Source organism: Celeribacter indicus, from assembly GCF_000819565.1.
Classification (GTDB): Bacteria; Pseudomonadota; Alphaproteobacteria; order Rhodobacterales; family Rhodobacteraceae; genus Celeribacter; species Celeribacter indicus.
Window position 1 is genome coordinate 557,272 of sequence record NZ_CP004393.1, and the last position, 21,483, is coordinate 578,754.

A 21,483-nucleotide genomic window follows, 5' to 3' on the forward strand; every position below is an offset into this window, starting at 1 on the left:
GACAAGATCGCAGGTAGACACGCAGATGGATCGACTGACTGAAATGGAAGCCTTCGCCACGGTGGTGGATCAGGGCGGTTTCACGGATGCGGCCAAGAAGATGGGAATTTCGAAATCCGCCGTTTCCAAACATGTCTCCTCGCTCGAGGCCCGGCTCGGCGCGCGCCTGCTCAACCGCACGACCCGCCGGGTGAGTCCGACGGAGATCGGGCTGGCCTATTACGACCGCGCCTGCCGGGTGCTGAACGATGCGGGGGAGGCGGATGCGCTCGTCACCTCGATGCAATCCGCGCCCTCGGGACTTCTGCGCATTTCCGTCGCGACCGATTTCGGGGTCAACCACCTCTCGCCGGTGCTGGGCGACTTCTTGGCCGAATTTCCCGATATCACCGTGAACATGGTGCTCAACAACCGCTATGTCGAACTCATCTCCGAGGGTTTCGACATGGCGGTGCGGATCGGCGAGCTCGAGGACAGCACATTGCGCGCGCGCAAGCTGACCGAGACGACGAAACGCATGGTCGGCGCGCCCGCCTATTTCCAGAAATTCGGCCGTCCGCAGAAGATCGACGATCTCAACGAGCACAAGCTGCTGCATTATTCGAACCAGTCGAGCGGGGCCGTCTGGAAGCTCACCGCGCCCTCGGGAGAAAAGCGCCAGATCCGCACCGCCGGATGGCTGACGGTGAATGACGGGCAGTCGCTGCTGAACGCCTGCATTTCCGGCCTCGGCATCGCCTACCTGCCGTCCTTCCTCTATGCCGACGCGATGGAAAAGGGCCTGATCGAGGAGGCGATCCCCGGCCTGCCGACGGATATGCAGGGCATCTATGCGGTCTATCCTCCCGGCCGATTCACCCAGCCGAAGGTGCGCGCCTTCATTGATTTTCTCGTGGGGGCCTTTGCGGACAAGGGGCCGGAGAAGTGGTGATCTGAGCCCGAAGCGCCGTCCTCACGGCGGCGAGGAAAGCACGGCCTCGACCCGCCTGTTTCTTTCGCGCCCCTCCTCCGTCGCGTTGGAGGCGCGGGGGGCAAGGAAACCGACGCCCTGCGCTTCGATCTGCGCGGGATCGACACCATGGACCGTCACGAGACGCGCCCGCACTGCCTCCGCCCGTTGCCGCGAGAGCGCGGTATTTCCCGACAGGCTGCCGACCGTGTCGGTGTGCCCGACGAGCACCACATGCGCGGTCGGATGGTCCGCCAGCCATCCGGCGAGCCGCACGAGCGAGGAAAACGGTCCCGGCCCGAGCGCCGCCGCCCCGGTTTCGAAGGACAGATCGTCGAGCGCGACACGCCCGCGCGCCGCGAGCGCGGCGGCGATGTCGGTGGGTGCGGACGCCCCCGCGCCGGTGCCTTGTCCCCCGTCGACCGGCCTCAGCGCGATCTCCGGCGTCTCCGCCGGGGTCACCGTCGTGATCTGGATATAGCCCGTCTGTGGCGCCCGGCTGGTCAGCACCGCGACAGCCCGGCCTTCGTCATGGACGGCGAGGAGATAGCGGAAATCGCCGAGATCGACATGCATCCCCGGCTCGGGCAGCAGGTCGAGCAGATAGCGGAAATCGAAACCGCCACAGTCCCGGTCGGCGCAGGTAAAGCGAATGTCGAATCCTTCTTCCGCGAGTTGCGCGCGCAGAAGCGAAAGCATTTGCAGGCTCGTGAGAGCGGTGGCGGGCAGCCTGTAGGCGACATGGAGCACGTCGCCCTCAAGCGTGAGCCGCGCCGTCTCGTCGCCCTCGAACGGACCGGTGGGAAAGGATTGTGCGGTGAAGGGGACCCTGCGTCGCGCGGTCTCGCTCGCCGTGCCGGGAAGGTCGAGCGCATGGGCGCCGGCGGCGCTGAGGCAGAGGAAAAGGCAGGCGGCGCGGAACATCGGCAGAGGCTTCAGATTTTTGTCCTGTAGTGGTATCGGCCCACCTCGTGCATTCCAAGCGAAGAATAGAGCGCCCGCGCCGCCGCGTTTTCCGCCGTGACCTGAAGCGCGAGTGTCCGCGCCCCTGCACCTCGCGCCCAGTGCGCGGCCGAGGCGACGAGCCGGCGCGCGATGCCCCGGCGCCGCTCGGCCTGCGGGACCTCGAGCGCGTGGACCACGGCGATGTGCTGTGCGACGGCGACGAAGGCCGCGCCGCACGGCCGCTCCTCATGCCGGGCGAGCAGGGCCGTCTTCGGTCCCTCCACCCGCTCCATCACGCCGAGCCGAGCCGCGTCGATGCCACCGGCCTCCCAGATTTCCCGCTGGACCGCGATTGGCGGCCAGCAGGCGAAACCGGCCTCGGGATCGGCGTCGGGCAGGATGGCAAGATCGGCGGCAAGGCAGAGGGAGGGGTCGCCTATGCGATAGCCGCGTCGCTCAAGCACCCGGTCGAAAGCGTCCTGCCCCTGCCGGACCTGGAACAGCGGTGTTCGTCCGGCGGCGGCAAAGCGGCTCTCGATCCTGTCGAGGTCCGTTTCGGAGAATACCCCCTCCAGTGTCGCGGCGGAGACACGGCGGCCGCCACCGGCCCCGTCGCGCCAGATGAAGGGGCCGCATGGCGCCTGTCGGGCAGAGGGCCATGTCGCCTCGAAGGCGGCGAAATGGCGCGTGGCGCCGATCTGCTCAGACATCGGCCGGGAAGAGACCGGCAAGCTCTATGAGAGCCGCTTCGACCTGGGTTCCGTCCTGTCCACGGATCACGACATTCGTGCCGTAGGCGCCATTGTCCTGGAAGGGATAGGAGCCCATGGACAGCTCGGGATATTTCTCGGCAAGCGTCTTGAGCGGTGTGGCGACCGAACTTTCCGGCCGGTCGATGCGATAGCTTTGCGACAGGAGCGGCTGGCCGCCCGTAAGCGTCGGCAGGAGCGAGGCGACCATCGCCTCGAAGATCGCCGGCACGCCCGCCATGACATGAACGTTCTCGAGCGAGAAGCCCGGTGCAATGGAGATGGGATTGTCGATGAGCGCCGCCCCGTCGGGAATGCGCGCCATGCGCATCCGCGCCTCGTTCGCTTCGACTCCGCGCCGCTGGAAATGGGCCTCGAGTAGGGCGCGCGCATCGTCGCGGATGCCGATCGCGCGGCCGAAGGCCTCCGCGATGCAATCGGCGGTGATGTCGTCATGGGTGGGCCCGATGCCGCCGGAGGTGAAGACATGATCATAGGCCGCCGACAGCGCGCGCACGGCGGAGACGATGGCCACCCGGTCGTCGCAGACGAACCGCGCCTCCCTGAGGTCGATCCCGATCCGCGTGAGCTCACCCGCGAGATGGTGCATGTTCACATCGCGCGTGCGGCCGGACAGGATCTCGTCCCCGATGATGAGGATCGCGGCGGTCGGATTGGGCATGGGGGCCTCCTTGAGTGGGCTTCCCTTTCGGTATAGTCCTCGCCACATGCGCTTTCAAACCCCGTTGATCCCCGCGGTTCTCCTGCGTCGCTATAAAAGGTTCCTCGCGGATATCCGTCTTCCCGACGGGCGCGAGGTGACGGCGCATTGTCCCAATCCCGGCTCGATGATCGGCCTTTCGGAGCCGGGTCTGCCTGTCTGGGTCGAACCGAACGACGATTCGCGCAGGAAGCTCCGATACGGGCTGCGGATCGTCGAACTGGGCGCGGCGCGGGTCGTCGTCGACACCGGTGTCGCCAACCGCGTCGTGGCGGAGGCCCTGATCGCGGGGCGGATTCCGGGGCTTGCCGGCGAAATCCGCGCCGAAGTGCGCTATGGCGAAAGATCGCGTGCCGATTTCCTCGTGACCGCAGGAGGCCGCCGGACCTGGGTCGAGGTGAAATCCGTCACCCTGTCGCGCGAGGCGGGGCTCGCCGAATTCCCGGATGCGAAGACCGCGCGCGGGGCGCGGCATCTGGGCGAGCTTGCCGCGCGCGTGGCCGAGGGGGATCGCGCGGTCATGCTCTATCTCGTCTGCCGCGACGATTGCGACCGCTTCGCCCCCGCTTCCGACATCGACCCCGTCTATGCCGCGGCCGCACGGGCCGCGCGGGGCGCGGGCGTCGAAACCATGGTCTTCGCGAGCACCATCACACCGGAGCAGGTGAGTTTCGACACGCGCCCTTTGCGACAGTTGTAGCCCGTCGCCACTGGCCTCCCGCGCCTGAAGCGCTTATATCGGGCGGGTAAGCTATGGAGTGGACCCTTGGACGAGACGCATCGCGGCCGCATCACCAAAGACGGAATTCGCATCTATGAGGACGCCGATTTTGCCGGCATGCGGGCCGCGGGTCGGGTCGCCGCGCAGATCCTCGACGAGGTCGCGCCCCTGGTCGTGCCCGGCGTGGAGACCGCGGAGCTCGATGCCTTCATCGAGAGGCGCGTGACCGAGCTCGGCGCCACCTCCGCCACGATCGGCTACAAGGGCTACCGGCATGCCTCCTGCATTTCCGTGAACCATGTCGTCTGCCACGGCATTCCCGGCGGCAAGAAGCTGAAGGATGGCGATATCCTCAATATCGACGTGACGGTGATCCTGGACGGCTGGTTCGGGGACACTTCGCGCATGTATGTCGCGGGCAAGCTGAGCCGGAAGGCCGAGCGGCTGCTACAGGTGACCCATGACAGCCTGATGATCGGGATCGACATGGTGAAGCCGGGAAACACGTTCGGCGATATCGGCCATGCGATCCAGACCTATGTTGAGGCGCAGCGCATGTCGGTGGTGCGCGATTTCTGCGGCCACGGGCTCGGCCGGGTGTTCCACGCGCCGCCGAACGTGCTCCACTACGGGAGGGAGGGCACGGGGCCGGTGCTCGAGGAAGGCATGTTCTTCACCATCGAGCCGATGGTGAACCTTGGCCGGCCGGAGACGAAGGTGCTGGCCGACGACTGGACCGCGGTCACCCGCGACAAGTCGCTTTCGGCGCAGTTCGAGCATTCGATCGGCGTCACCGCGACGGGCTGCGAGATCTTCACGCTCTCCCCGGCGGGCAGGTTCCATCCGACCTGGGGCGCCTGATTTTCCTTCCGATCCTGTTTGAAAAGGCCGCCTCCGGGCGGCCTTTCTGAGTATTTGGAGCAGCAAAAAGCCCGCCGGAGGCTCAGAGGCCGAGGCGCGCCGGAAGGTGCGACATGTCGTCCAGATGTTCGGCACCTTCCGCCACGAGCCGCGCCCCGTCGCCATGCGGGTCGAACCCGAAACAGCGCATTCCCGCGAGGCGCGCGGCGATGCAGCCCGAGGGGCTGTCGTCGACCACGGCGCAGTCCTCCGGCGCGACGCCCATCTGTTCGGCGGCGATGAGGAACAGGCCGGGATCGGGTTTCGCGACGCCATGGGTATGGGCGGAATGGATGCGCCCCTCGAGCCGGGCATGGAAGGCCGGATGACCGCCGAGCGTGACCGCCATCTTCTCCATCGGGCCGTTCGAGCCGACGCAATAGGGAATGCCCGCCGCATCGAGCGCATCGAGTGTCGCCTCGATCCCCGCGACGAGCGGCACGCCCTCGAGGATCTCGTAGATGCGCGGGTAGACGTCCACCTCCCAGTTGTCGGGCAGCGGCACACCGGCCGCGCGGGCCCGTTCTGCGACGGTCTTCATCGTGCCGCCGATGTATTTTGCCTCGAGCTCCGCGAGGGAGACGGGATGGCCGAGGGCGGCGAATTCGTCACAAAGGAAATCGAGCAGGGGCGGTTCGCTGTCGACGAGTACGCCGTCGCAGTCGAAGATCACGCATTTTACGGTCATTCGGGCTCCAGAAAGCTGATTTTCGTGTCGCCGTAACGGCGGGTGTCGAGAAGGGCAAGCGCTTCGGGGACCTCGATCTCTGCACTGTCCTCCCAGACGACGAGGGCGCGCGGCGCCAGCCAACCGCCTGCGAGCGCGGCGGAGAGGGCTTTTTCACCGATGCCCTTGCCATAGGGGGGATCGAGGAAGACCAGGTCGCAGGGCGGGCCGGGATTGACGGGCAGGCGGGTCGCATCCGCACGCAGCAGCGTCGTCTGCCCGGCGGCGTTGCAGAGCGCGATGTTGCGGGAAATCAGGTCCTGCGCCTTGCGCCCGTCGTCGACGAAGGTGACATGCGCCGCCCCGCGCGACAGCGCCTCGAGCCCGAGCGCGCCGGTGCCCGCGAAGAGGTCGAGCACCCGCGCGTCGGTGATCGGATCGCCGAACCTGCCGCCCGAGAGCACGTTGAACAGGCTCTCGCGCACCCGGTCCGTCGTCGGCCGCAGATGCGCGGCGGCATCGCCCTTTCCGACCGCGGCGAGCGCGCGCCCGCGATATCTTCCCGCGATGATCCGCATCAGCCGCGCATCAGCGTCTTGAGGTCGGTGGCGGGGTCGGCCACCAGGTCGGGATCGGCGGACCGCCCCGCCTCGATCAGGCGCTTGGCCACCATGTAGCTGCGGGGATCGTTCATCGCGTCGATGGCGATAAGGTGGCCGTCCCGGTAGTACCAGTGCGACCGGGCGCCCTCGCCCTCGCGACTCACGACCCGGTCATGGCCCGCGGAGAGGCCGGCGATCTGGAGTTTCACGTCGTACTGATCGGACCAGAACCACGGTTTCGCGATATAGGTCTCCTCGCCCCCCATCATGTTCTTTGCCGCGATTTCGCCCTGGTCTATCGCGTTGCCGACGGATTCGAGCCGGATCTGCCTGCCGAGGTGCGGAAAGGAGGCGCAGTCGCCCGCCGCATAGATATGCGGATCGGAGGTGCGGGCATGGGCGTCGGTGCGGATGCCGTTCTCGAGCACCAGCCCCGCCTGTTCGGCAAGCCGGGTGTCGGGCGTGATGCCGGTGCCGACGATGACGAAATCGACCTCGAGTTCGGTCCCGTCGGTCAGCAGGGCGCCGGACACCCGGCGCTCCCCGGTCAGCCGCTCAAGACCGACGCCCTCGCGCAGATCGACGCCGTGACGGCGGTGCAGCGCGCGGAAATAATCGGAGGTCTCCTTTGCGGCAACCCGCCGGAGAATACGCTCGGCCGCCTCGATCAGCGTGACCTTCAGCCCCTTCTTTGCCGCCACGGCGGCCGCCTCCAGCCCGATATATCCGCCACCGACGACGAGGACGGAGGCGCCTTCGCGGAATTCCGGGGCCATGGCATCGGCATCTGCGAGGGTGCGCATCGTGTAGACGCCTTCGAGCGTGCCGCCGAGCGCCGGGGACAGCAGGCGCGGCGCGGCCCCGGTCGCGAGGGCGAGCTTGTCATAGGACACCGTTTCGTTGCCGACCGTGACCGTCCGGGCAACCGGATCGAGTCCCGAGACGGCCGCGCCCGTCACGAGGGCGATGTTCTCGTCGGCGTAGTAATGCGCCGGACGCAGGAAAAGCCGCTCGAGCGCCATGTCGCCCAGCAGATAGGCCTTCGACAGCGGCGGACGCTGGTAGGGTGGCACGGGTTCGTCGCCGATGAGGGTGATCTTTCCCGCGAAGCCCCCGGCGCGCAGGGTTGTGACGATCGACAGCCCGGCCTGACCGGCGCCGACGACAACGAAATGGCTCATGCTTTTCCCTCTGGTCCGAAAACCCCCAGAGCCTATATCGTGAGGACATCGGATGACAACGCGAAGAGGACGATAAGATGACGATTTCCGTGGGAGACACGCTTCCGGGCGGCACCGTACTGACGATGGCCGAGGACGGACCCACCCATGTCGATCTGGGGGAGAAGTTCACCGATCGCAAGGTGGTGCTGTTCGGTCTTCCGGGGGCCTTTACCGGGGTGTGCACGACGGCACATCTTCCGAGCTTCATCCGCACCCGTGAGCAGTTCGACGCGAAGGGCGTGGACGAGGTGATCTGCATTTCGGTCAACGATCCCTTCGTCATGGACGCCTGGTCGAAGGAGACGGGTGCGGGCGAGGCCGGGATCACCATGCTGGGCGATGCCGAAGGCGCCTATGTCGCCGCACTCGGCCTCGATTTCTCGGCGCCGCCGGTGGGGCTCATCAACCGGTCGAAACGTTTCGCGCTTTACGCCGAGGACGGTATCGTCAAGCGGCTCGAAGTCGAGGAGAGCCCCGGCCAATGCACGGTCTCTGCGGGCGATTCCCTGCTTGAGAAGATCTGATCCGAAGGAAACGCCCGGCCACCGATCGGCCGGGCGTGTTCCGTTCATTCCGCGGCGTCGCTGCCGGCGGTGAACAGCGTGCGCGTGGGGAAGGGAATATCGACCCCGGCGGCATCGAGCGCCTCCTTGACCTTGCGCTTCATGTCGGCCTGGTACTGGAAGAAATCCGAGGCCGGCACCCAGACCCGGACGAGGAAATCCACGGAGTAATCTCCCAGGTTGTTGACCTGGATGAAGGGTTCCGGCTCGGCCATCGAGCGCGGATCGGACATGATCGTGGTGCGGATGACCTCCTCGGCGGTCTTGAGATTGGCGTCGTATCCCACGCCGAAGGTCCATTCGGCCCGCCGCGTCTGGTTGGTGGAATAGTTGGTGATGATATTCCCCCAGACCTCCGAATTCGGCACGATCACCTGCACGTTCGACAGGTCGGCCAGTTCGGTGAAATTGAGCGAAATATCCTTCACCGTGCCCATCTTTCCCGCAACCTCGACGAAATCGCCGTTCTTGAAGGGACGGAAGAAGATGATCATCACCCCCGCCGCGACATTCGACAGCGTACCCTGCAACGCGAGGCCGATGGCGAGACCGGCGGCACCGATGACCGCGACGATGGAGGTCGTCTGGATGCCGAAGGTGTTCAGCACGATCAGGATGGTGAAGGCGATGACGGCGTAGCGGACGACATTGGAGAGGAAGTTGAAGAGCGTGTCGTCGAGACGGTGGTATTTCTTGCTGATCCCCTTGATGCGGCGACCGAAGAAGCCCGCGAGGAAGAAGCCGATCAGGAGAAGGAGAAACGCGCCGACGATGGAGCCGCCGATCGCCAGCAGGAATTCGAGGGACAGGTAATCTCCCACCCTGTTTCCGTTGTAGACTTCGTAGTTCAGCAGGTCTTCAAGCATCCGTGGCGGCCTCATCCATGAATTGTGCGAGTTTGATGTCCTCGGCGGTGACCCCGCCGGCGTCATGGGTGGAAAGCACAACCTCCACCCGGTTGTAAACATTCGTCCATTCCGGGTGGTGGTTCATTTCCTCGGCGCAGAGCGCGACCTTGGACATGAAGGCGAAGGCATCCTTGAAATCGGCGAAACGGAAGGTCTTGGCGATGGCTTCGCCGTCGCGGGCCTCTCCCCAGCCGGATTGCGTCATCTGTTTCAGGGCCTCGTCGCGCTCGGCGCGGCTCAGGATCTCAGTCATGGTCTGCGTCTCCTTGCGTGGTCTTGAATGGGCCGTAAGAGGTGAGGATCTCCGCCTCCTCGTCCACCGCCGCCCGCTCCGCGACGAGGAATTCGGAAATCGCATGGGCGAAGCCGGGGTCGGAGACCCAGTGCAGAGAATGGGTCGTGTTGGGCAGGTATCCGCGGGCGAGCTTGTGTTCGCCCTGCGCGCCTGCCTCGACCCGCGCGACCCCCTGGGCGATCGCGTAGTCGATGGCCTGGTAGTAGCACAGTTCGAAATGCAGGCTCGGGTGATACCGGGTGCAGCCCCAGTAGCGCCCGAAAAGACGCTGCGATCCGATGAAGTTGAGCGCACCCGCGATGGGCCGCCCGTCCTGTGCGATGGCCAGCACGAGCAGCACGTCGTCACGCAGCCGGTCGTGGACATGATCGAAGAACGCCCGTGTGAGATAGGGGGTTCCCCATTTTCGTGCGCCCGTGTCCTGATAGAACTCCCAGAACGCATCCCAATGTTCGGGGCGGATGTCGTCGCCCGTCAATTGCACGATCTCGCCGCCGAATCCCTGCGCCTGCGCGCGTTCCTTGCGGATGTTCTTGCGCTTGCGCGAGGACAGGTCGGCGAGGAATTCCGCGAAGGTCGCATAGCCGCGATTGTCCCAGTGGAACTGCTGGCCGGTCCGGTGCATGAGCCCCATCTCCTCCCCCGCTTCGGCCTCGGCGCCGGTACAGAAGGTGATGTGGAGCGAGGACAGGCCGTTCTGGTCGGCGAGCCGCACGGCGCCCTCCGTCAGGGCAGCCTGGCCGGTCGCCTCGAAACCGGGCCGGGTGAGCAGCCGACGGCCGGTCACCGGGGTGAAGGGAACCGCGATCTGGAGCTTCGGGTAATAGCGGCCGCCGGCGCGTTCGTAGGCATGGGCCCAGGCGTGATCGAAGACATATTCGCCCTGACTGTGCGTCTTGACATAGGTCGGGGCCACCGCGATGACCTCGCCGTTCCGGCGCGCGACCAGGTGGCGGGGCAGCCATCCTGTGCCGCGCCCGACCGATCCCGAGGCCTCGAGCGCGTGGAGAAAGCGGTGGGTGACGAAGGGATCCTCGGGGCGGCCCGCGCCGGGGGCGGCACAGGCATCCCAGTCGGAGGCCTGCACCTCCGAGATCTCCGGGATGACGTCGATGTCGATCTGTTCCGTCACGCTGCCCGCTCCAAACAGGGTACATCTGGGCCGTCGCCGGCGCGGGTCAAGCCGGCCTGTAGCCTTCGAAGGTGATATTGTCCGCCACCGCGCGCGCCGTTCGTTCCGCCTCCGGCGAGCGCACGGTCCAGCACAGGATATGGGCACCCTGCGCCTTCAGCTCCCCGACCCGCGGGCGGCCGAGATCGGTCCATTGATGGGAGATGAACGCGGCGCCGGTGCGCGCGTAATCCGGGATCTCGCGGAGTTCGGCACGCCGGGCGGCGGGCACGGGCCAGTCGTCCTCGTCCGCCCACCCGCCCGTGGTGAGCCCTCGCGGGATCCCCGGACAGAGGTCGGCGAGCCGCACGACGGAATGCGGGTTGAACGACATCAGCGCCACAGGCCCCCCGTATCCGTCAAGCGCCCGCGCCGTCGCCGCCTCGAGCGCGCCGATCTTCGGCCCCATCGCGCCATCCTGGTCCTTCAACTCGATCAACAGCGGGGCACGCCCGTCCACCCGTGCCAGCACTTCGGAGAGGGTCGGAATGCCAACCTCCCCCGTTCCGAACCTGAGCGCGCCGAGCGCCGCGGCGTCGCGCTGGGCGATCGGGCCGCGCGCGTCGGTCAGCCGGTCGAGCGCGTAGTCGTGAAACACCATCGCCACGCCGTCCTGCGAGAGTTGCAGGTCGATCTCGATCCCGTAGCGACCCGCGATCGCGGCGTCGATGGCGCGCAGGTTGTTCTCCGCGCGGGTGACGTTGCCATCGTGCAGCGCGCGATGGGCGATGGGGCGGGCGAGGAACGGCTCCGGCAGCGCGGGCATCAGGCGAGTTCGAAGATCGCTTCGATCTCGACCGCGACGCCGAGCGGAAGGCTTGCCGCGGACACGGCGGAGCGGGCATGCCGCCCGGCGTCGCCCATCACGGCGACCATTACGTCGGAGGCGCCGTTGACGACCTTCGGTTGTTCGGTGAAATCGGGGGTGGAATTGACGAAGCCGACGAGCTTCACGAGACGGGCGATCCGGGAAAAATCGCCCTCCACCGCGGCATTGGCCTGGGCGAGAAGCGCGAGTGCACAGCGCTTCGCGGCATCTGCGCCCTCCTCGGTCGTCATGTTCGCGCCGAGCTTCCCGGTGATCAGCCCGTCGGGGCCGGCCGAGATCTGGCCGGAGACAAAGAGCTGGCGGCCGGAAACGACATAGGGCACGTAATTGGCGGCCGGGGCGGGCGCTTCGGGCAGGGTCAGGCCGAGTTCGGAAAGCTTGGCGGACAGGTCGAGGGGCATGCAGGTTCCTTTCTGTGATCAGTCCTCGCGGAAGGCGCGGGTGAAATGGTCGGTGAGCGGCTTCGTCAGATAGGCGATCGGCGCACGTTCGCCCGTGGACATATACGCCTCGACGGGCAGTCCGGGAATGAGAAACGTGCCTTCGGGCAGGCGGGCGCGTTCGCTTTCCGGAATCCGGATGTCGGCACGGTAATAGCTCGCGCCGCTCGACTCGTCCAGAAACGCGTCCGGAGAGATGCGGGTGACGGTCCCAGCGAGTTCCGGTGTGCTGCGCCGCGCGAAGGTCGGGAACCGCAGGCGCACCGGCTGTCCGGGATAGACGCGGTCGACTTCGGTCGGGTTGATGCGGGCGGTGACGATCAGCGGGCGGTCCTGCGGCACGATGGAAAGCACCGGCGCGGCGGCGGGCACGACGGCCCCCGGACCGAAGACCTGAAGCCCGTAGACGATGCCCGACACCGGTGCGCGCAGGTCGAGCCGGTCGAGCCGCAGCCTGAGCCCCGCGATCTGCTCCCGCAGGCGGCTCGCCTCCGCCTGGACGTCGCGCAGCTCTGCGATCGCGGCCTCGCGCCGGTCGGTGCCGGCCTTCAGGATTTCCAGCTCGATCTCGGAAATTTGCACCTGCGCCTGCGCCTCCGTGGTCTCGATCCGGCCGAGTTCGGCAGCGAGCTGCACCGCGTCTCGGCGCAGGGCCGTGACGCGGCTCTGCTGTGTCAGCCCGCGGGCGAGCAGCGCGGCCTGGTCTTCGAGATCCGCGGAGATCAGGCGCGCCTGCGTGCCGAGCGCGGATTTCTGCGCGGCGAGCCCATCGATGCGGAGTTCGATCTGGTGGCGCTGTTTTTCGAGCTGTTCGATCTCGGCGCGCGCGGTGGCGCGCCGGGCGGCGAAGAGGTCCTGCTGTCCGGCCAGGCTGCGCGCGACCTGGGCGTCGGTCGCCATGCGCGCGCGCAGGTCCTTGCCGAAGTCGATCTGCGCCCGCCCGTCGCGCTCGGCCTCGAGCCGCGCGGCGCGGGCGAGAAGCTCGTGGAGCCGGTTTTCCGCGAGGGCGAGTTCCGTCAGGTGCTCGGCGGGGGACAGTTCGAGCAGGAGGGCACCGGCCGCGACCGTGTCGCCTTCGGCGACGTGAACCGCGGTGACCTCGCCGCCGTCGCGATGGGCGACGACCTGGCGGTTCTGTTCGACCTGCACCCGCCCCGGCGCGATGACGGCACCGTCGATGCGCGCGAGCACGGTCCATGTTCCGAAGCCGCCGAGCAGGAGCGCGACGCAGGCAAGGCCGAAGGCGACCGCGCCGCGCACGGGCCAGGACGCATCGGACCCGCTCATCGCACCCCTCCCGGCGCCACGTTCCGGCGCAGGATCTCGCGCGAATTCGTCACCATCTCCTCGAGTACCGCGTCCCGCGGCCCGAAGGCGCGGCGCGCGCCGCCCTCCAGGACGAGGAGCTTTTCGCATTCCTTGATGGCGGAGGGACGGTGGGCCATGATGAGCACCGCCCCTCCCTCCTGCTTGTGCCGCCGGATCGCCGCGTTGAGCGCATGCGAGCCGTCGTTGTCGAGGTTGGAATTCGGCTCGTCGAGGATCACCAGCACGGGCGCGCCGTAGAAAGCCCGCGCAAGGCCGATGCGCTGAAGCTGACCGCCGGAAAGCAGCCCGCCGGTGGAGGAGACATGCGTGTCATACCCTTCCGGCAGGGACAGGATCAGGTGGTGGGCATCCGCCTTCCGCGCGGCCGCGACCACCGCCGCCGGATCCGGGGAGAGGGCGAGCCGCGCGATGTTTTCCGCGATCGTGGCGTCAAAGAGCTGAACCTGCTGCGGCAGGTAGCCGATATGCCGGCCGAGGTGTTCCGGCGCATATTGGTCGAGCGTCGCACCGTCGAGCCGGATGCTGCCGCCGCTCGGGGTCCAGCTGTTCGTCAGTGCGCGGGCAAGGGTCGATTTCCCCGCGCCCGAGGGCCCGATCACCCCGACGGCCTCGCCCGGCTCGACGGCAAAGGACACCAGGCGCAGCGCGGGCACGGACTGGCCCGGCGGCACGACGGTCAGGTGGCTCACGTCGAGCGCAGCTTTGGGCCGCGGCAGGTCCAGGCGGGGTTCGACGGGACGATGGGTGCCCAGAAGTTCCGCGAGATCCGTCCAGGCACGGTGCGCGCCCTGCACGAGCTGCCACTGGCCGATGAGCGTGTCGACAGGCTGAAGCGCGCGTCCGAGCAGGATGGATCCCGCGATCATCGCCCCCGGCGTGACGGCGTTTCCGAGGACGAGCCAGGCGCCGAGGCCGAGCATCGCGGATTGCAGGAAGAGGCGCAGCGTGCGCGAGGCGGCGGAGTAGGAGCGGGTGATCTCGTCGCTTTCCACCGCGCGGCGCAGCGCCTCCGACCGCGTCCCGAGCCAGCGCCGGTGCGCCGCCTGTTCCATTCCGAGCGCCCTGAGCGCCTCCGCCGTGGCGGTGAGCCGGGTGGCGAGATGAACAGCCTCCGCCTCTGCGCGGATCGCGCGGGATTGCGCCGTCCGTGCGGCCGCGCGGTGGAGGAGGGCGAGCCCGGCGAGGGTCGCGCCGCCAGCGAGGGCGAGAAGGCCGAGACCGGGATGAAACAGCGCGATGCCCGCGAGAAAGACCGGCGTGAACGGCAGGTCGAAAAGCGAGGACAGGGCCGGTGAGCCGAAGAATCGCCGCAGCGTGGCGAGATCCTCGAGCGCGCCTGCCTGTCCCGTCCTGCGCGGCCGTCCCGCGGCCTCGGCGATGGCGGCATGGAACACCCGCTCGTCGAGACCCGCCTGGAATCGCGCGGCGACGCGCGACAGCAGCCGCGCGCGCACCGCATCCAGGAGCCCCGTCATCAGGTAGAGGAAACACACGATGGCGAAGAGCGCCGCGAGCGTCTCCACCGATGCGGAGGCAAGCACCCGGTCGTAGACCTGGAGCATGAAGAGCGGCCCCGTAAGCATCAGCAGGTTGAGACAGAGGGAAAAGAGCCCCACGACGCAGAGCAGGAGCGCGGAGCGGCGGCGCATCTCCGCCAGTTCCTCGCGACCGAGACGGATCTCGTCCTGCGTCATCGGGAGGCTCCCGTTTCATGTCCGCGACAAGCCGCCGATCCGGCTGCGCCGGCGGCTGGTTCCAGGGGCATCTGTTGAATCTTTGTCACAGCGCGGTATCACGGTGGGTGTAGAGACTGGGCTTTCGCTCCAAAACGCATATGTGACGAACATTAATGTCCCGTAACCGCCGCTGTCAGATTGATCCCGTGATGACCATACCGAATTTCCTCCGCATCCTGCCTTTCGCCGGAACGATCCTGCTCACCGCCTGCGCCTCCCCTGACGAGGGGCGCGGCATCAACGATCCCTATGAGGAAACGAACCGGGCCTGGCACGACAGGAACGTCGCGCTCGACCGGGCGGTGATCCGGCCGGTCTCCAACGCCTATGGCACCGCGGTGCCCGACCCGCTGCGCAGGGGGCTCTCGAATGTCTCGGACACGCTGTCGATCCCCGGCGCGGTGGTCAACGACCTGCTCCAGTTCGAGCTCGGGGACGCGGTGCACAATACCGCGCGCTTCGCGGTGAACGCGACCATCGGACTGGCCGGGCTGTTTGATCCGGCGACGGAGATGGGGCTCGAGGCGCGCGATGCGGATTTCGGGGAGACGCTGCATCGCTGGGGCGTGACCGAAGGCGCCTATGTGGTGCTGCCGGTCTATGGCCCCTCGACCGAACGCGATGCGCTGGGGCTCGCGGTGGACGTCGCGCTCGATCCGGTCGGCAGCCTGCTGGGCAGCAACGAACGCAAGGCGAAGACGGGGCTGACGGTCGCGGAACTGGCGGATACACGCTATCGTTATTCCGACATTTATGAGTCCATCATATATGAAAGTGCCGACAGTTACGCACAGATGCGCCTCACCTATCTCGATCAGCGGCGTTACGAACTCGGCACGCCCATCGGTTCGGCGGCCACTGGCGAGACGGAAGGAGGCGGAAGCTATGACATATATGAGGATTTCTATGAGTGATACCGGATTCACGCGCCGCCACATGCTCACCTCCGTCGCTGCGCTCGCGGCGACGGCGCTCCTGCCGCGCGGGGCGCACGCCTTCTCCTCCGGCCAGGCGGAGGCCCTGATCGGCGAGGTCGTCGCGCAGATCACGTCGATCATCAATTCCGGCAAGTCGGAGGCCGCGATGTATGGCGATTTCGAGCGTGTGCTCGTGCGCTATGCCGACATGCCCAACATCGCCCGTTCCGTCCTCGGTCCGCCAGCCCGCAGCGCCTCCTCCGCGCAGCTCTCGGCCTTCACCGGGGCGTTCCAGCGGTATATTGCGCGCAAGTACGGGGCGCGGTTCCGCGAGTTCATCGGCGGAAAGATTCAGGTGAATTCGACGCAGAAGGTGAATTCGATCTACGACGTGCGCTGCACCGCGATCCTGCGCGGGGAGGCACCCTTCGGCGTGTCCTTCATCGTTTCGGATCGCAGCGGGAAGTTCATCGACCTGTCGATCGAGGGCATCTCCCTGTTGAAATCGGAACGGGCGGAGGTCGGGGCGATGCTCGACCGCGCCGGAGGCAGTATCGACGCGCTGACGCGCCAGCTCGCCTGAGCCGCGCGTTCTCCGTCGAGAAACGACAAAGGCGCGCCTTGTGGCGCGCCTTTCGTTTTCCGGGGCCGGGAGCGGGCCCGGCGTCCGTCAGTTGCCGCTGCCGAAGATCGCGCCGAGGATGTCGCTCAGCACGTTTTCCGCGCGATCGTTGCCCGGTGCCGGGGCCGGAGCGGGCTGGCCGCCGCTGCCGGGCGCCGCGCCGGCGCTATAGACCTGGCCGCCGACCTGCGGCGGGGTCGCGGGGCGGATCATCGGCAGGGGATGCGGCTCGATGCCCTCCTGCACGGCTTCCATCGCCTTTTGCCAGATCTCGGCCGGAAGGCCGCCGCCGGTGACGCCGCTCAGGGGCGTGTTGTCGTCATAGCCGATCCAGACGCCGGCGACGTAATCGGCGGTGAAGCCCATGAACCATGCGTCCCGCGCCGCCTGGGTCGTGCCGGTCTTGCCGGCCACTTCGACGCCGGGGATCTTTGCACGGGTGCCGGTGCCACGCTCGACCACCTGATTCATCATGTAGATGAGCGCCTGTGCGGCGTCCGGGGAGATCACCCGCTCGCCGAGACCGCCCTCCTGTCCCATCAGCGGCGTCTGGTCGCCTTTCAGCCGCAGGGACTTGAGCCCGTAGGGCGTCACCGAGGTGCCGCCGTTCAGGATGCCCGCATAGGCGCCTGTCAGTTCGAGCAACGTCGTCTCCGACACGCCGAGGGCGAGGGCGAGCCCCTGTGCAAGATCGCTCTCGATGCCGAACTGCTGCGCCACGGTACGCACGTTCTCCACATCGACCATCTGCGCAAGCTTCACCGCCGGAATGTTGTAGCTGTGGCGCAGCGCGTCCGTCAGCGTGACCATGCCGTGAAACTTGCGGTCGTAGTTCTGCGGGGAATAGGGGCCGGAGCCGGGGATGTTGAAGGTGATCGGCTCGTCCTCGATCACCGAATCGTAGGGAATGCCCATGTCGAGCGCGGTGGCATAGACGAAGGGCTTGAAGGCCGAACCCGGCTGGCGCTTCGCCTGGGTCGCGCGGTTGAAGGCGCCCGAGACCTTGAGCTTGCGCCCACCGACCATGCCGCGCACCGCGCCGTCCGCCGACATGACGATGATCGCCGCCTGGGCTTTGGACCCTTCCTTCACCTTATTGTCGAAGATCCAGACGAGCGCGTCCTCGGCGGCCTTCTGGATCCGCGGGTCGAAAGTCGTTTCGATGATCACGTCCTCGGTGGTGTTGCGGGTCAGGAAGTCGGGGCCGGAGCCCATGACCCAGTCCGCGAAATAGCCGCCTGCCTCCTGCGCGGCGCTGTCGGACAACTCGGCCGGATGGGCGCGGGCATCGGCGCGCTCCTCATCGGTGATATATCCCTGCTGGTTCATCAGCATGAGCACGACATTCGCGCGTTCCTGCGAGCGTTGCAGGTTGTTCGTGGGAGCATAGCGCGACGGCGCGGTCAGCAGGCCGGCGAGCATCGCCGCCTCGGGAATGTTCACCTCCGCCGCGGATTTGCCGAAATAGCGTTGCGCGGCCGCCTCGAACCCGTTCGCACCCTCGCCGAGATAGGCGCGATTCATGTAGATCGACAGGATTTCATCCTTGGAATAGCGCGCCTCCATGGCCATCGCGTAGATCGCTTCCTTCGCCTTTCGCGCGATCGTGCTCTCCCGGCAGTCCGCCTCGTATTCCGACTGCGTCTTCCAGGTCTTCGGATCGTAGGCCACGCCGAGGCAGAGGAGTTTCGCCGTCTGCTGCGTGAGCGTGGAACCGCCGTGGCCGGAGAGCGCACTGCGTCCCTCCGAAAGGTTGATCCGGATGGCGGAGGCGATGCCGCGCGGGGACACGCCGAAATGGCGGTAGAACCTGCGGTCCTCGGTGGCGATGATCGCGTTGCGCAGGTTGGGCGAGACCGTGTCCGCTGTGATCTGCCCGCCGAACTGTTCCCCGCGCCAGGCAAAGACCGAGCCGTCGCGGTCGAGGAAGGTCACCGAACCCCGCGATCGTCCGTCGAGCAGCCCCTCGTAAGGCGGCAGCGTCGTGTAGATGTAGAAGACCGCGATCCCGATCACCACCGCCAGCGCGAGGGCGGTGCGTGAGACGACGAGCCAGAAAAGCCGCAGGATCCAGCGGAACAGCCGGACGAGGGGATTCGACGATCCCGGCCGCCGCGGCGGACGCGACTTTTTGGTGCGCCTTGCGGGCGACTTGCGGGGGGGAGCCTTCTTCGCCTGCGCCTTCGCCTTTGCAGGATAGCGGCGATCCGCGACAAGTCTGGGCTTGCCCCGATTGGGTCCGGTCATGGCCTTTGCTCGATCTTTGCCGTTTTCTTTGGGCGAGACCTTAGCCGCGGGCACGGCAAATGTTGAGGGGAAACGAGTCGCGATCACGCCTTTATTTACTGCCCAATTAAATGGCAGCGTGCACAAATTGTGAAATACTTGCCCAAAAAGGCTGCAAAACGCCCGAACCCTGCGCCTCGGTTTTCTTGTGCAAGCCCTTGGAACGCCCTCTTGCTGTTCCCGCGGTGCCTCGCATTCCAGGGGCCGCCGTCCGCTCAAACGGAAGGGGAAAAACGTGAAACTCATTATTGCTGCAATCAAGCCGTTCAAGCTTGAAGAGGTGCGCGAGGCGCTGACCGGTATCGGCGTTCGGGGCATGATGGTGACCGAAATCAAGGGTTTCGGTTCGCAGTCCGGCCACACCGAGATCTATCGCGGCGCCGAATACGCCGTGAACTTCGTTCCCAAGGTAAAGCTCGAGATCGTCGTGGCCGATGCCATGGCCGATCAGGTGGTCGAGACGATCGCCTCCACCGCCAAGACCGACAAGATCGGTGATGGCAAAATCTTTGTCCTCGACGTGGAAGGCGCCGTGCGCGTCCGTACCGGCGAGACCAACGACGACGCGATCTAATCGCGCGAGACCCGAGACGAAAGGGACTATAGAGATGAAACTCACCAAACTCATTCCGGCTGTGGCGCTCGCTTCCGCGATGCCGCTCGTGGCCTTCGCGCAGGACGCCGAGGCGGCGGCTCCGGCTCCGGGCTTCGACGAGTTCGGCCCCTATATCATGACCACGCTGCTCTTCCTCATCGGCGGCTTCCTCGTGATGTGGATGGCGGCGGGCTTCGCCATGCTCGAGGCCGGCCTCGTGCGCTCGAAGAACGCGACGACCCAGCTCCTGAAGAACATCGTGCTCTTCTCGCTGGCCGCGATCATGTACTGGTTCATCGGCTATGCGCTGATGTATCCGGGCGACGCCTGGATCATTCCCGGCATCATCGGGTCGATCGGGACCGCGTCCATGGAGCCCGTGGGCCTTGCCGCGGCGGATGCCGATCTCGGCTATGCCTCCGTCGCCTCCGACTTCTTCTTCCAGTTGATGTTCTGCGCCACCACGGCCTCCATCGTGTCCGGCACGCTCGCCGAGCGCATCAAGATCTGGCCGTTCTTCGTCTTCGTCATCGTGCTGACCGGCGTGATCTATCCGATCGAGGCCTCCTGGCAGTGGGGCGGCGGCTTCCTGTCCGAAATGGGCTTCTCCGACTTCGCCGGCTCCACCATCGTGCACTCCGCAGGCGGCTGGGCGGCACTCGCCGGGGCCATCATCCTCGGCCCGCGCATCGGGAAATACAAGGACGGCAAAGTCACCGCCTTCCCCGGTTCCAACCTCGCGCTGGCCACGCTTGGCACGTTCATCCTCTGGCTCGGCTGGTTCGGGTTCAACGGCGGTTCGCAGCTTGCCGCCGGCACCGTGGGCGACATCACCGACGTGGGCCGCATCTTCGTGAACACCAACATGGCCGCCGCTGCCGGGTCCGTCGCCGCGCTCATCCTGACGCAACTCATCTACGGCAAGATCGACCTCACCATGGTGCTCAACGGCGCCCTCGCCGGCCTCGTCTCCATCACCGCCGAACCGCTCGCGCCCTCCCTCTTCATGGCGCTGATCATCGGCGGCATCGGCGGCGTGATCGTGGTCTTCGCGGTGCCGATGCTCGACAAGGTCAAGATCGACGATGTCGTCGGTGCGATCCCGGTCCACCTGATCTGCGGCATCTGGGGCACCATTGCGGTTCCGCTGACCAATGACGGCACCTCCTTCGGCACGCAGCTGGTCGGCATCGTCTCCATCGGCGCCTTCACCTTCATCGTGTCGCTGGTGCTCTGGACGATCCTGAAGATCCTCGGCGGCATCCGCGTCTCCGAAGAGGCGGAGATCACCGGTCTCGACAAGGCGGAGCTCGGCATGGAAGCCTATCCGGAATTCTACAAGGGCTGAGCCCCTTCCTCTCCGAAGAACGGGTCCGGGCGCAGGCGCGCCCGGACTTTTTTCATGGCGGAAACCCTTTCTAAACCTGCTTGCCCCCATCCTGACCGTGACTCGTCCCCGACCCGGTGAGCCCTGGATGACCTGCAAGAGCCGTTTTGCCTTTCTTTGCCTGATCTGCGCCGTCATCCTCTGCGTGACCGCGCCGCGCCCCGCCACCGCCGAGGCGCTCCTGCCCGGCGCGACGATGCCGCTCGTGACGGGGGCCGGCCTGCCGCTGATCGAGGTCGCGACGCGTCCGATCACCCCGGTCGGGCCAAGCCTGTTCTCCGGCCGTGCGGAAGGCGGCCTGTTTGCACCTGCACCGCCCCGCGTGCCTGCCTCCGCGCGGGGGCACCGCCTGCGCGACGGCGGTCTCGCCCCCGCCCATGTGGAGAAGCTTCGCCAGATCATCGGACGCGCGGAGTCGCGTCGTGACGGTTACGACGCGGTGCAGCACGGGGCGAAGCGTCCGCCGCCGAAACGCCCGACCCGGATGACTCTCGGGGAGATCTTCGACTGGATCCGCGACACGCCGGGACAGCCGCATGCCATCGGGCGGTATCAGTTCATTCCGGCCACGCTGGCCCGTCTTGTGACCGAGCTCGACCTCGGGCCGGAGGTCATCTTCTCTCCCGCCGTCCAGGACCGGCTTTCCGATCTCCTGCTTGCGGAGGCCGGAATTTTCGAGGTGGGGCAGGGCATGATCTCGCGCCGCCAGTTCATGAACAATCTCGCGGAGATATGGGCGGGACTGCCCACCTCCTCGGGGCGCTCGCATTACCACGGCTATGCGGGGAACAGGGCGACGATAAGCTGGGCCGAATTCGAGCGCGAGATGGCTCGGATCTTTCCGGGCTGATCCGTCGCGGTTCCGGTCTGAGCCCGCCGGCGGAAGGGCGCGCGGTACGGGGACGGCTGTCGCGCACGCCGGCGCCTG

The 21,483-nt window shown here is 66.8% G+C and carries 23 protein-coding genes; 9 read left to right on the forward strand and 14 right to left on the reverse strand.

Going from position 1 to position 21,483, the window contains the following annotated elements; all coding sequences use genetic code 11:
- Positions 1–25: 25 nt before the first annotated feature.
- Positions 26–931: a LysR family transcriptional regulator gene (locus tag P73_RS02790; RefSeq protein WP_043868354.1), complete on the forward strand. Its 906-nt coding sequence runs from the start codon at positions 26–28 to the stop codon at positions 929–931.
- Between the two features lie 21 nt (positions 932–952).
- Here the strand turns inward: P73_RS02790 and P73_RS02795 are convergent, their stop codons facing one another.
- Genes P73_RS02795 through P73_RS02805 form a run of 3 tightly spaced genes read right to left on the reverse strand, consistent with a single transcriptional unit; the run spans position 953 to position 3,325 of the window.
- A complete protein-coding gene (locus tag P73_RS02795; RefSeq protein WP_043868355.1) occupies positions 953–1,873 on the reverse strand; it encodes an OmpA family protein in 921 nt (306 codons plus the stop codon).
- Between the two features lie 11 nt (positions 1,874–1,884).
- Positions 1,885–2,604, reverse strand: coding sequence for a GNAT family N-acetyltransferase (locus P73_RS02800; RefSeq protein ID WP_043871346.1), 720 nt, complete (start codon positions 2,602–2,604; stop codon positions 1,885–1,887).
- Positions 2,597–3,325, reverse strand: coding sequence for a competence/damage-inducible protein A (locus tag P73_RS02805; protein WP_043868356.1), 729 nt, complete (start codon positions 3,323–3,325; stop codon positions 2,597–2,599). Before P73_RS02805 ends, P73_RS02800 begins: the two co-directional genes overlap by 8 nt.
- A gap of 46 nt (positions 3,326–3,371) precedes the next feature.
- Between P73_RS02805 and sfsA the strand changes: the two genes are divergently transcribed.
- A complete protein-coding gene (gene sfsA, locus P73_RS02810; RefSeq protein ID WP_043868357.1) occupies positions 3,372–4,064 on the forward strand; it encodes a DNA/RNA nuclease SfsA in 693 nt (230 codons plus the stop codon).
- A 66-nt stretch (positions 4,065–4,130) separates the two neighbouring features.
- The gene (gene map / locus P73_RS02815) at positions 4,131–4,946 is read left to right on the forward strand and encodes a type I methionyl aminopeptidase (protein WP_043868358.1); all 816 of its coding nucleotides are present in this window, start codon (positions 4,131–4,133) and stop codon (positions 4,944–4,946) included.
- 82 nt (positions 4,947–5,028) lie between these two features.
- On the opposite strand, the gene P73_RS02820 is transcribed toward map, so the two are convergent.
- The 3 genes from P73_RS02820 to P73_RS02830 are packed head-to-tail and all read right to left on the reverse strand — an operon-like array spanning position 5,029 to position 7,435.
- Entirely contained in the window at positions 5,029–5,673 is a 645-nt protein-coding gene (locus P73_RS02820; RefSeq protein WP_043868359.1) for an HAD family hydrolase, read from the reverse strand.
- Positions 5,670–6,230, reverse strand: coding sequence for a 16S rRNA (guanine(966)-N(2))-methyltransferase RsmD (gene rsmD / locus P73_RS02825; protein WP_043868360.1), 561 nt, complete (start codon positions 6,228–6,230; stop codon positions 5,670–5,672). Before rsmD ends, P73_RS02820 begins: the two co-directional genes overlap by 4 nt.
- On the reverse strand, positions 6,230–7,435 hold the full coding sequence (locus P73_RS02830) for an NAD(P)/FAD-dependent oxidoreductase (RefSeq protein ID WP_043868361.1): 1,206 nt from the start codon (positions 7,433–7,435) through the stop codon (positions 6,230–6,232). Before P73_RS02830 ends, rsmD begins: the two co-directional genes overlap by 1 nt.
- 77 nt (positions 7,436–7,512) lie before the next feature.
- Between P73_RS02830 and P73_RS02835 the strand changes: the two genes are divergently transcribed.
- A complete protein-coding gene (locus P73_RS02835; RefSeq protein ID WP_043868362.1) occupies positions 7,513–8,001 on the forward strand; it encodes a peroxiredoxin in 489 nt (162 codons plus the stop codon).
- Positions 8,002–8,045: 44 nt separating this feature from the next.
- Here the strand turns inward: P73_RS02835 and P73_RS02840 are convergent, their stop codons facing one another.
- The 7 genes from P73_RS02840 to P73_RS02870 are packed head-to-tail and all read right to left on the reverse strand — an operon-like array spanning position 8,046 to position 14,706.
- Positions 8,046–8,906 carry a mechanosensitive ion channel family protein gene (locus P73_RS02840; protein ID WP_043868363.1) on the reverse strand — a complete coding sequence of 287 codons (861 nt, stop codon included), beginning with the start codon at positions 8,904–8,906 and terminating at the stop codon, positions 8,046–8,048.
- Entirely contained in the window at positions 8,899–9,201 is a 303-nt protein-coding gene (locus tag P73_RS02845; protein ID WP_043868364.1) for a 4a-hydroxytetrahydrobiopterin dehydratase, read from the reverse strand. Before P73_RS02845 ends, P73_RS02840 begins: the two co-directional genes overlap by 8 nt.
- On the reverse strand, positions 9,194–10,375 hold the full coding sequence (locus tag P73_RS02850; protein WP_043868365.1) for a GNAT family N-acetyltransferase: 1,182 nt from the start codon (positions 10,373–10,375) through the stop codon (positions 9,194–9,196). The genes P73_RS02845 and P73_RS02850 overlap by 8 nt, the downstream gene beginning before the upstream one ends.
- 46 nt (positions 10,376–10,421) lie before the next feature.
- Complete coding sequence (locus P73_RS02855; RefSeq protein ID WP_162484067.1) at positions 10,422–11,183, reverse strand: glycerophosphodiester phosphodiesterase family protein; 762 nt, start codon at positions 11,181–11,183, stop codon at positions 10,422–10,424.
- Positions 11,180–11,644, reverse strand: a complete 465-nt coding sequence (locus P73_RS02860) for a RidA family protein (protein ID WP_043868367.1) — start codon at positions 11,642–11,644, stop codon at positions 11,180–11,182. Before P73_RS02860 ends, P73_RS02855 begins: the two co-directional genes overlap by 4 nt.
- Positions 11,645–11,662: 18 nt before the next feature.
- On the reverse strand, positions 11,663–12,970 hold the full coding sequence (locus P73_RS02865) for an HlyD family type I secretion periplasmic adaptor subunit (protein WP_043868368.1): 1,308 nt from the start codon (positions 12,968–12,970) through the stop codon (positions 11,663–11,665).
- Positions 12,967–14,706, reverse strand: a complete 1,740-nt coding sequence (locus P73_RS02870; RefSeq protein WP_043868369.1) for a type I secretion system permease/ATPase — start codon at positions 14,704–14,706, stop codon at positions 12,967–12,969. Before P73_RS02870 ends, P73_RS02865 begins: the two co-directional genes overlap by 4 nt.
- Before the next feature lie 191 nt (positions 14,707–14,897).
- Between P73_RS02870 and P73_RS02875 the strand changes: the two genes are divergently transcribed.
- Both P73_RS02875 and P73_RS02880 read left to right on the forward strand, forming a co-directional pair.
- Positions 14,898–15,662, forward strand: coding sequence for an MlaA family lipoprotein (locus tag P73_RS02875; protein ID WP_052453011.1), 765 nt, complete (start codon positions 14,898–14,900; stop codon positions 15,660–15,662).
- Positions 15,655–16,248 (forward strand): MlaC/ttg2D family ABC transporter substrate-binding protein, encoded by a 594-nt coding sequence (locus P73_RS02880; protein ID WP_245629226.1) that lies wholly within the window; start codon positions 15,655–15,657, stop codon positions 16,246–16,248. Before P73_RS02875 ends, P73_RS02880 begins: the two co-directional genes overlap by 8 nt.
- Positions 16,249–16,335: 87 nt before the next feature.
- Here P73_RS02880 and P73_RS02885 read toward each other — a convergent pair whose 3' ends face one another.
- Positions 16,336–18,534 carry a transglycosylase domain-containing protein gene (locus tag P73_RS02885; RefSeq protein ID WP_043868371.1) on the reverse strand — a complete coding sequence of 733 codons (2,199 nt, stop codon included), beginning with the start codon at positions 18,532–18,534 and terminating at the stop codon, positions 16,336–16,338.
- 274 nt (positions 18,535–18,808) lie between these two features.
- Between P73_RS02885 and P73_RS02890 the strand changes: the two genes are divergently transcribed.
- The 3 genes from P73_RS02890 to P73_RS02900 all read left to right on the forward strand — a co-directional run bounded on the left by P73_RS02890 (position 18,809) and on the right by P73_RS02900 (position 21,405).
- Entirely contained in the window at positions 18,809–19,147 is a 339-nt protein-coding gene (locus tag P73_RS02890; protein ID WP_043868372.1) for a P-II family nitrogen regulator, read from the forward strand.
- 34 nt (positions 19,148–19,181) lie between these two features.
- On the forward strand, positions 19,182–20,516 hold the full coding sequence (amt, locus tag P73_RS02895) for an ammonium transporter (RefSeq protein ID WP_043868373.1): 1,335 nt from the start codon (positions 19,182–19,184) through the stop codon (positions 20,514–20,516).
- A gap of 127 nt (positions 20,517–20,643) precedes the next feature.
- Positions 20,644–21,405 carry a lysozyme family protein gene (locus P73_RS02900; RefSeq protein ID WP_052453012.1) on the forward strand — a complete coding sequence of 254 codons (762 nt, stop codon included), beginning with the start codon at positions 20,644–20,646 and terminating at the stop codon, positions 21,403–21,405.
- The last annotated feature ends 78 nt before the right edge of the window (positions 21,406–21,483 follow it).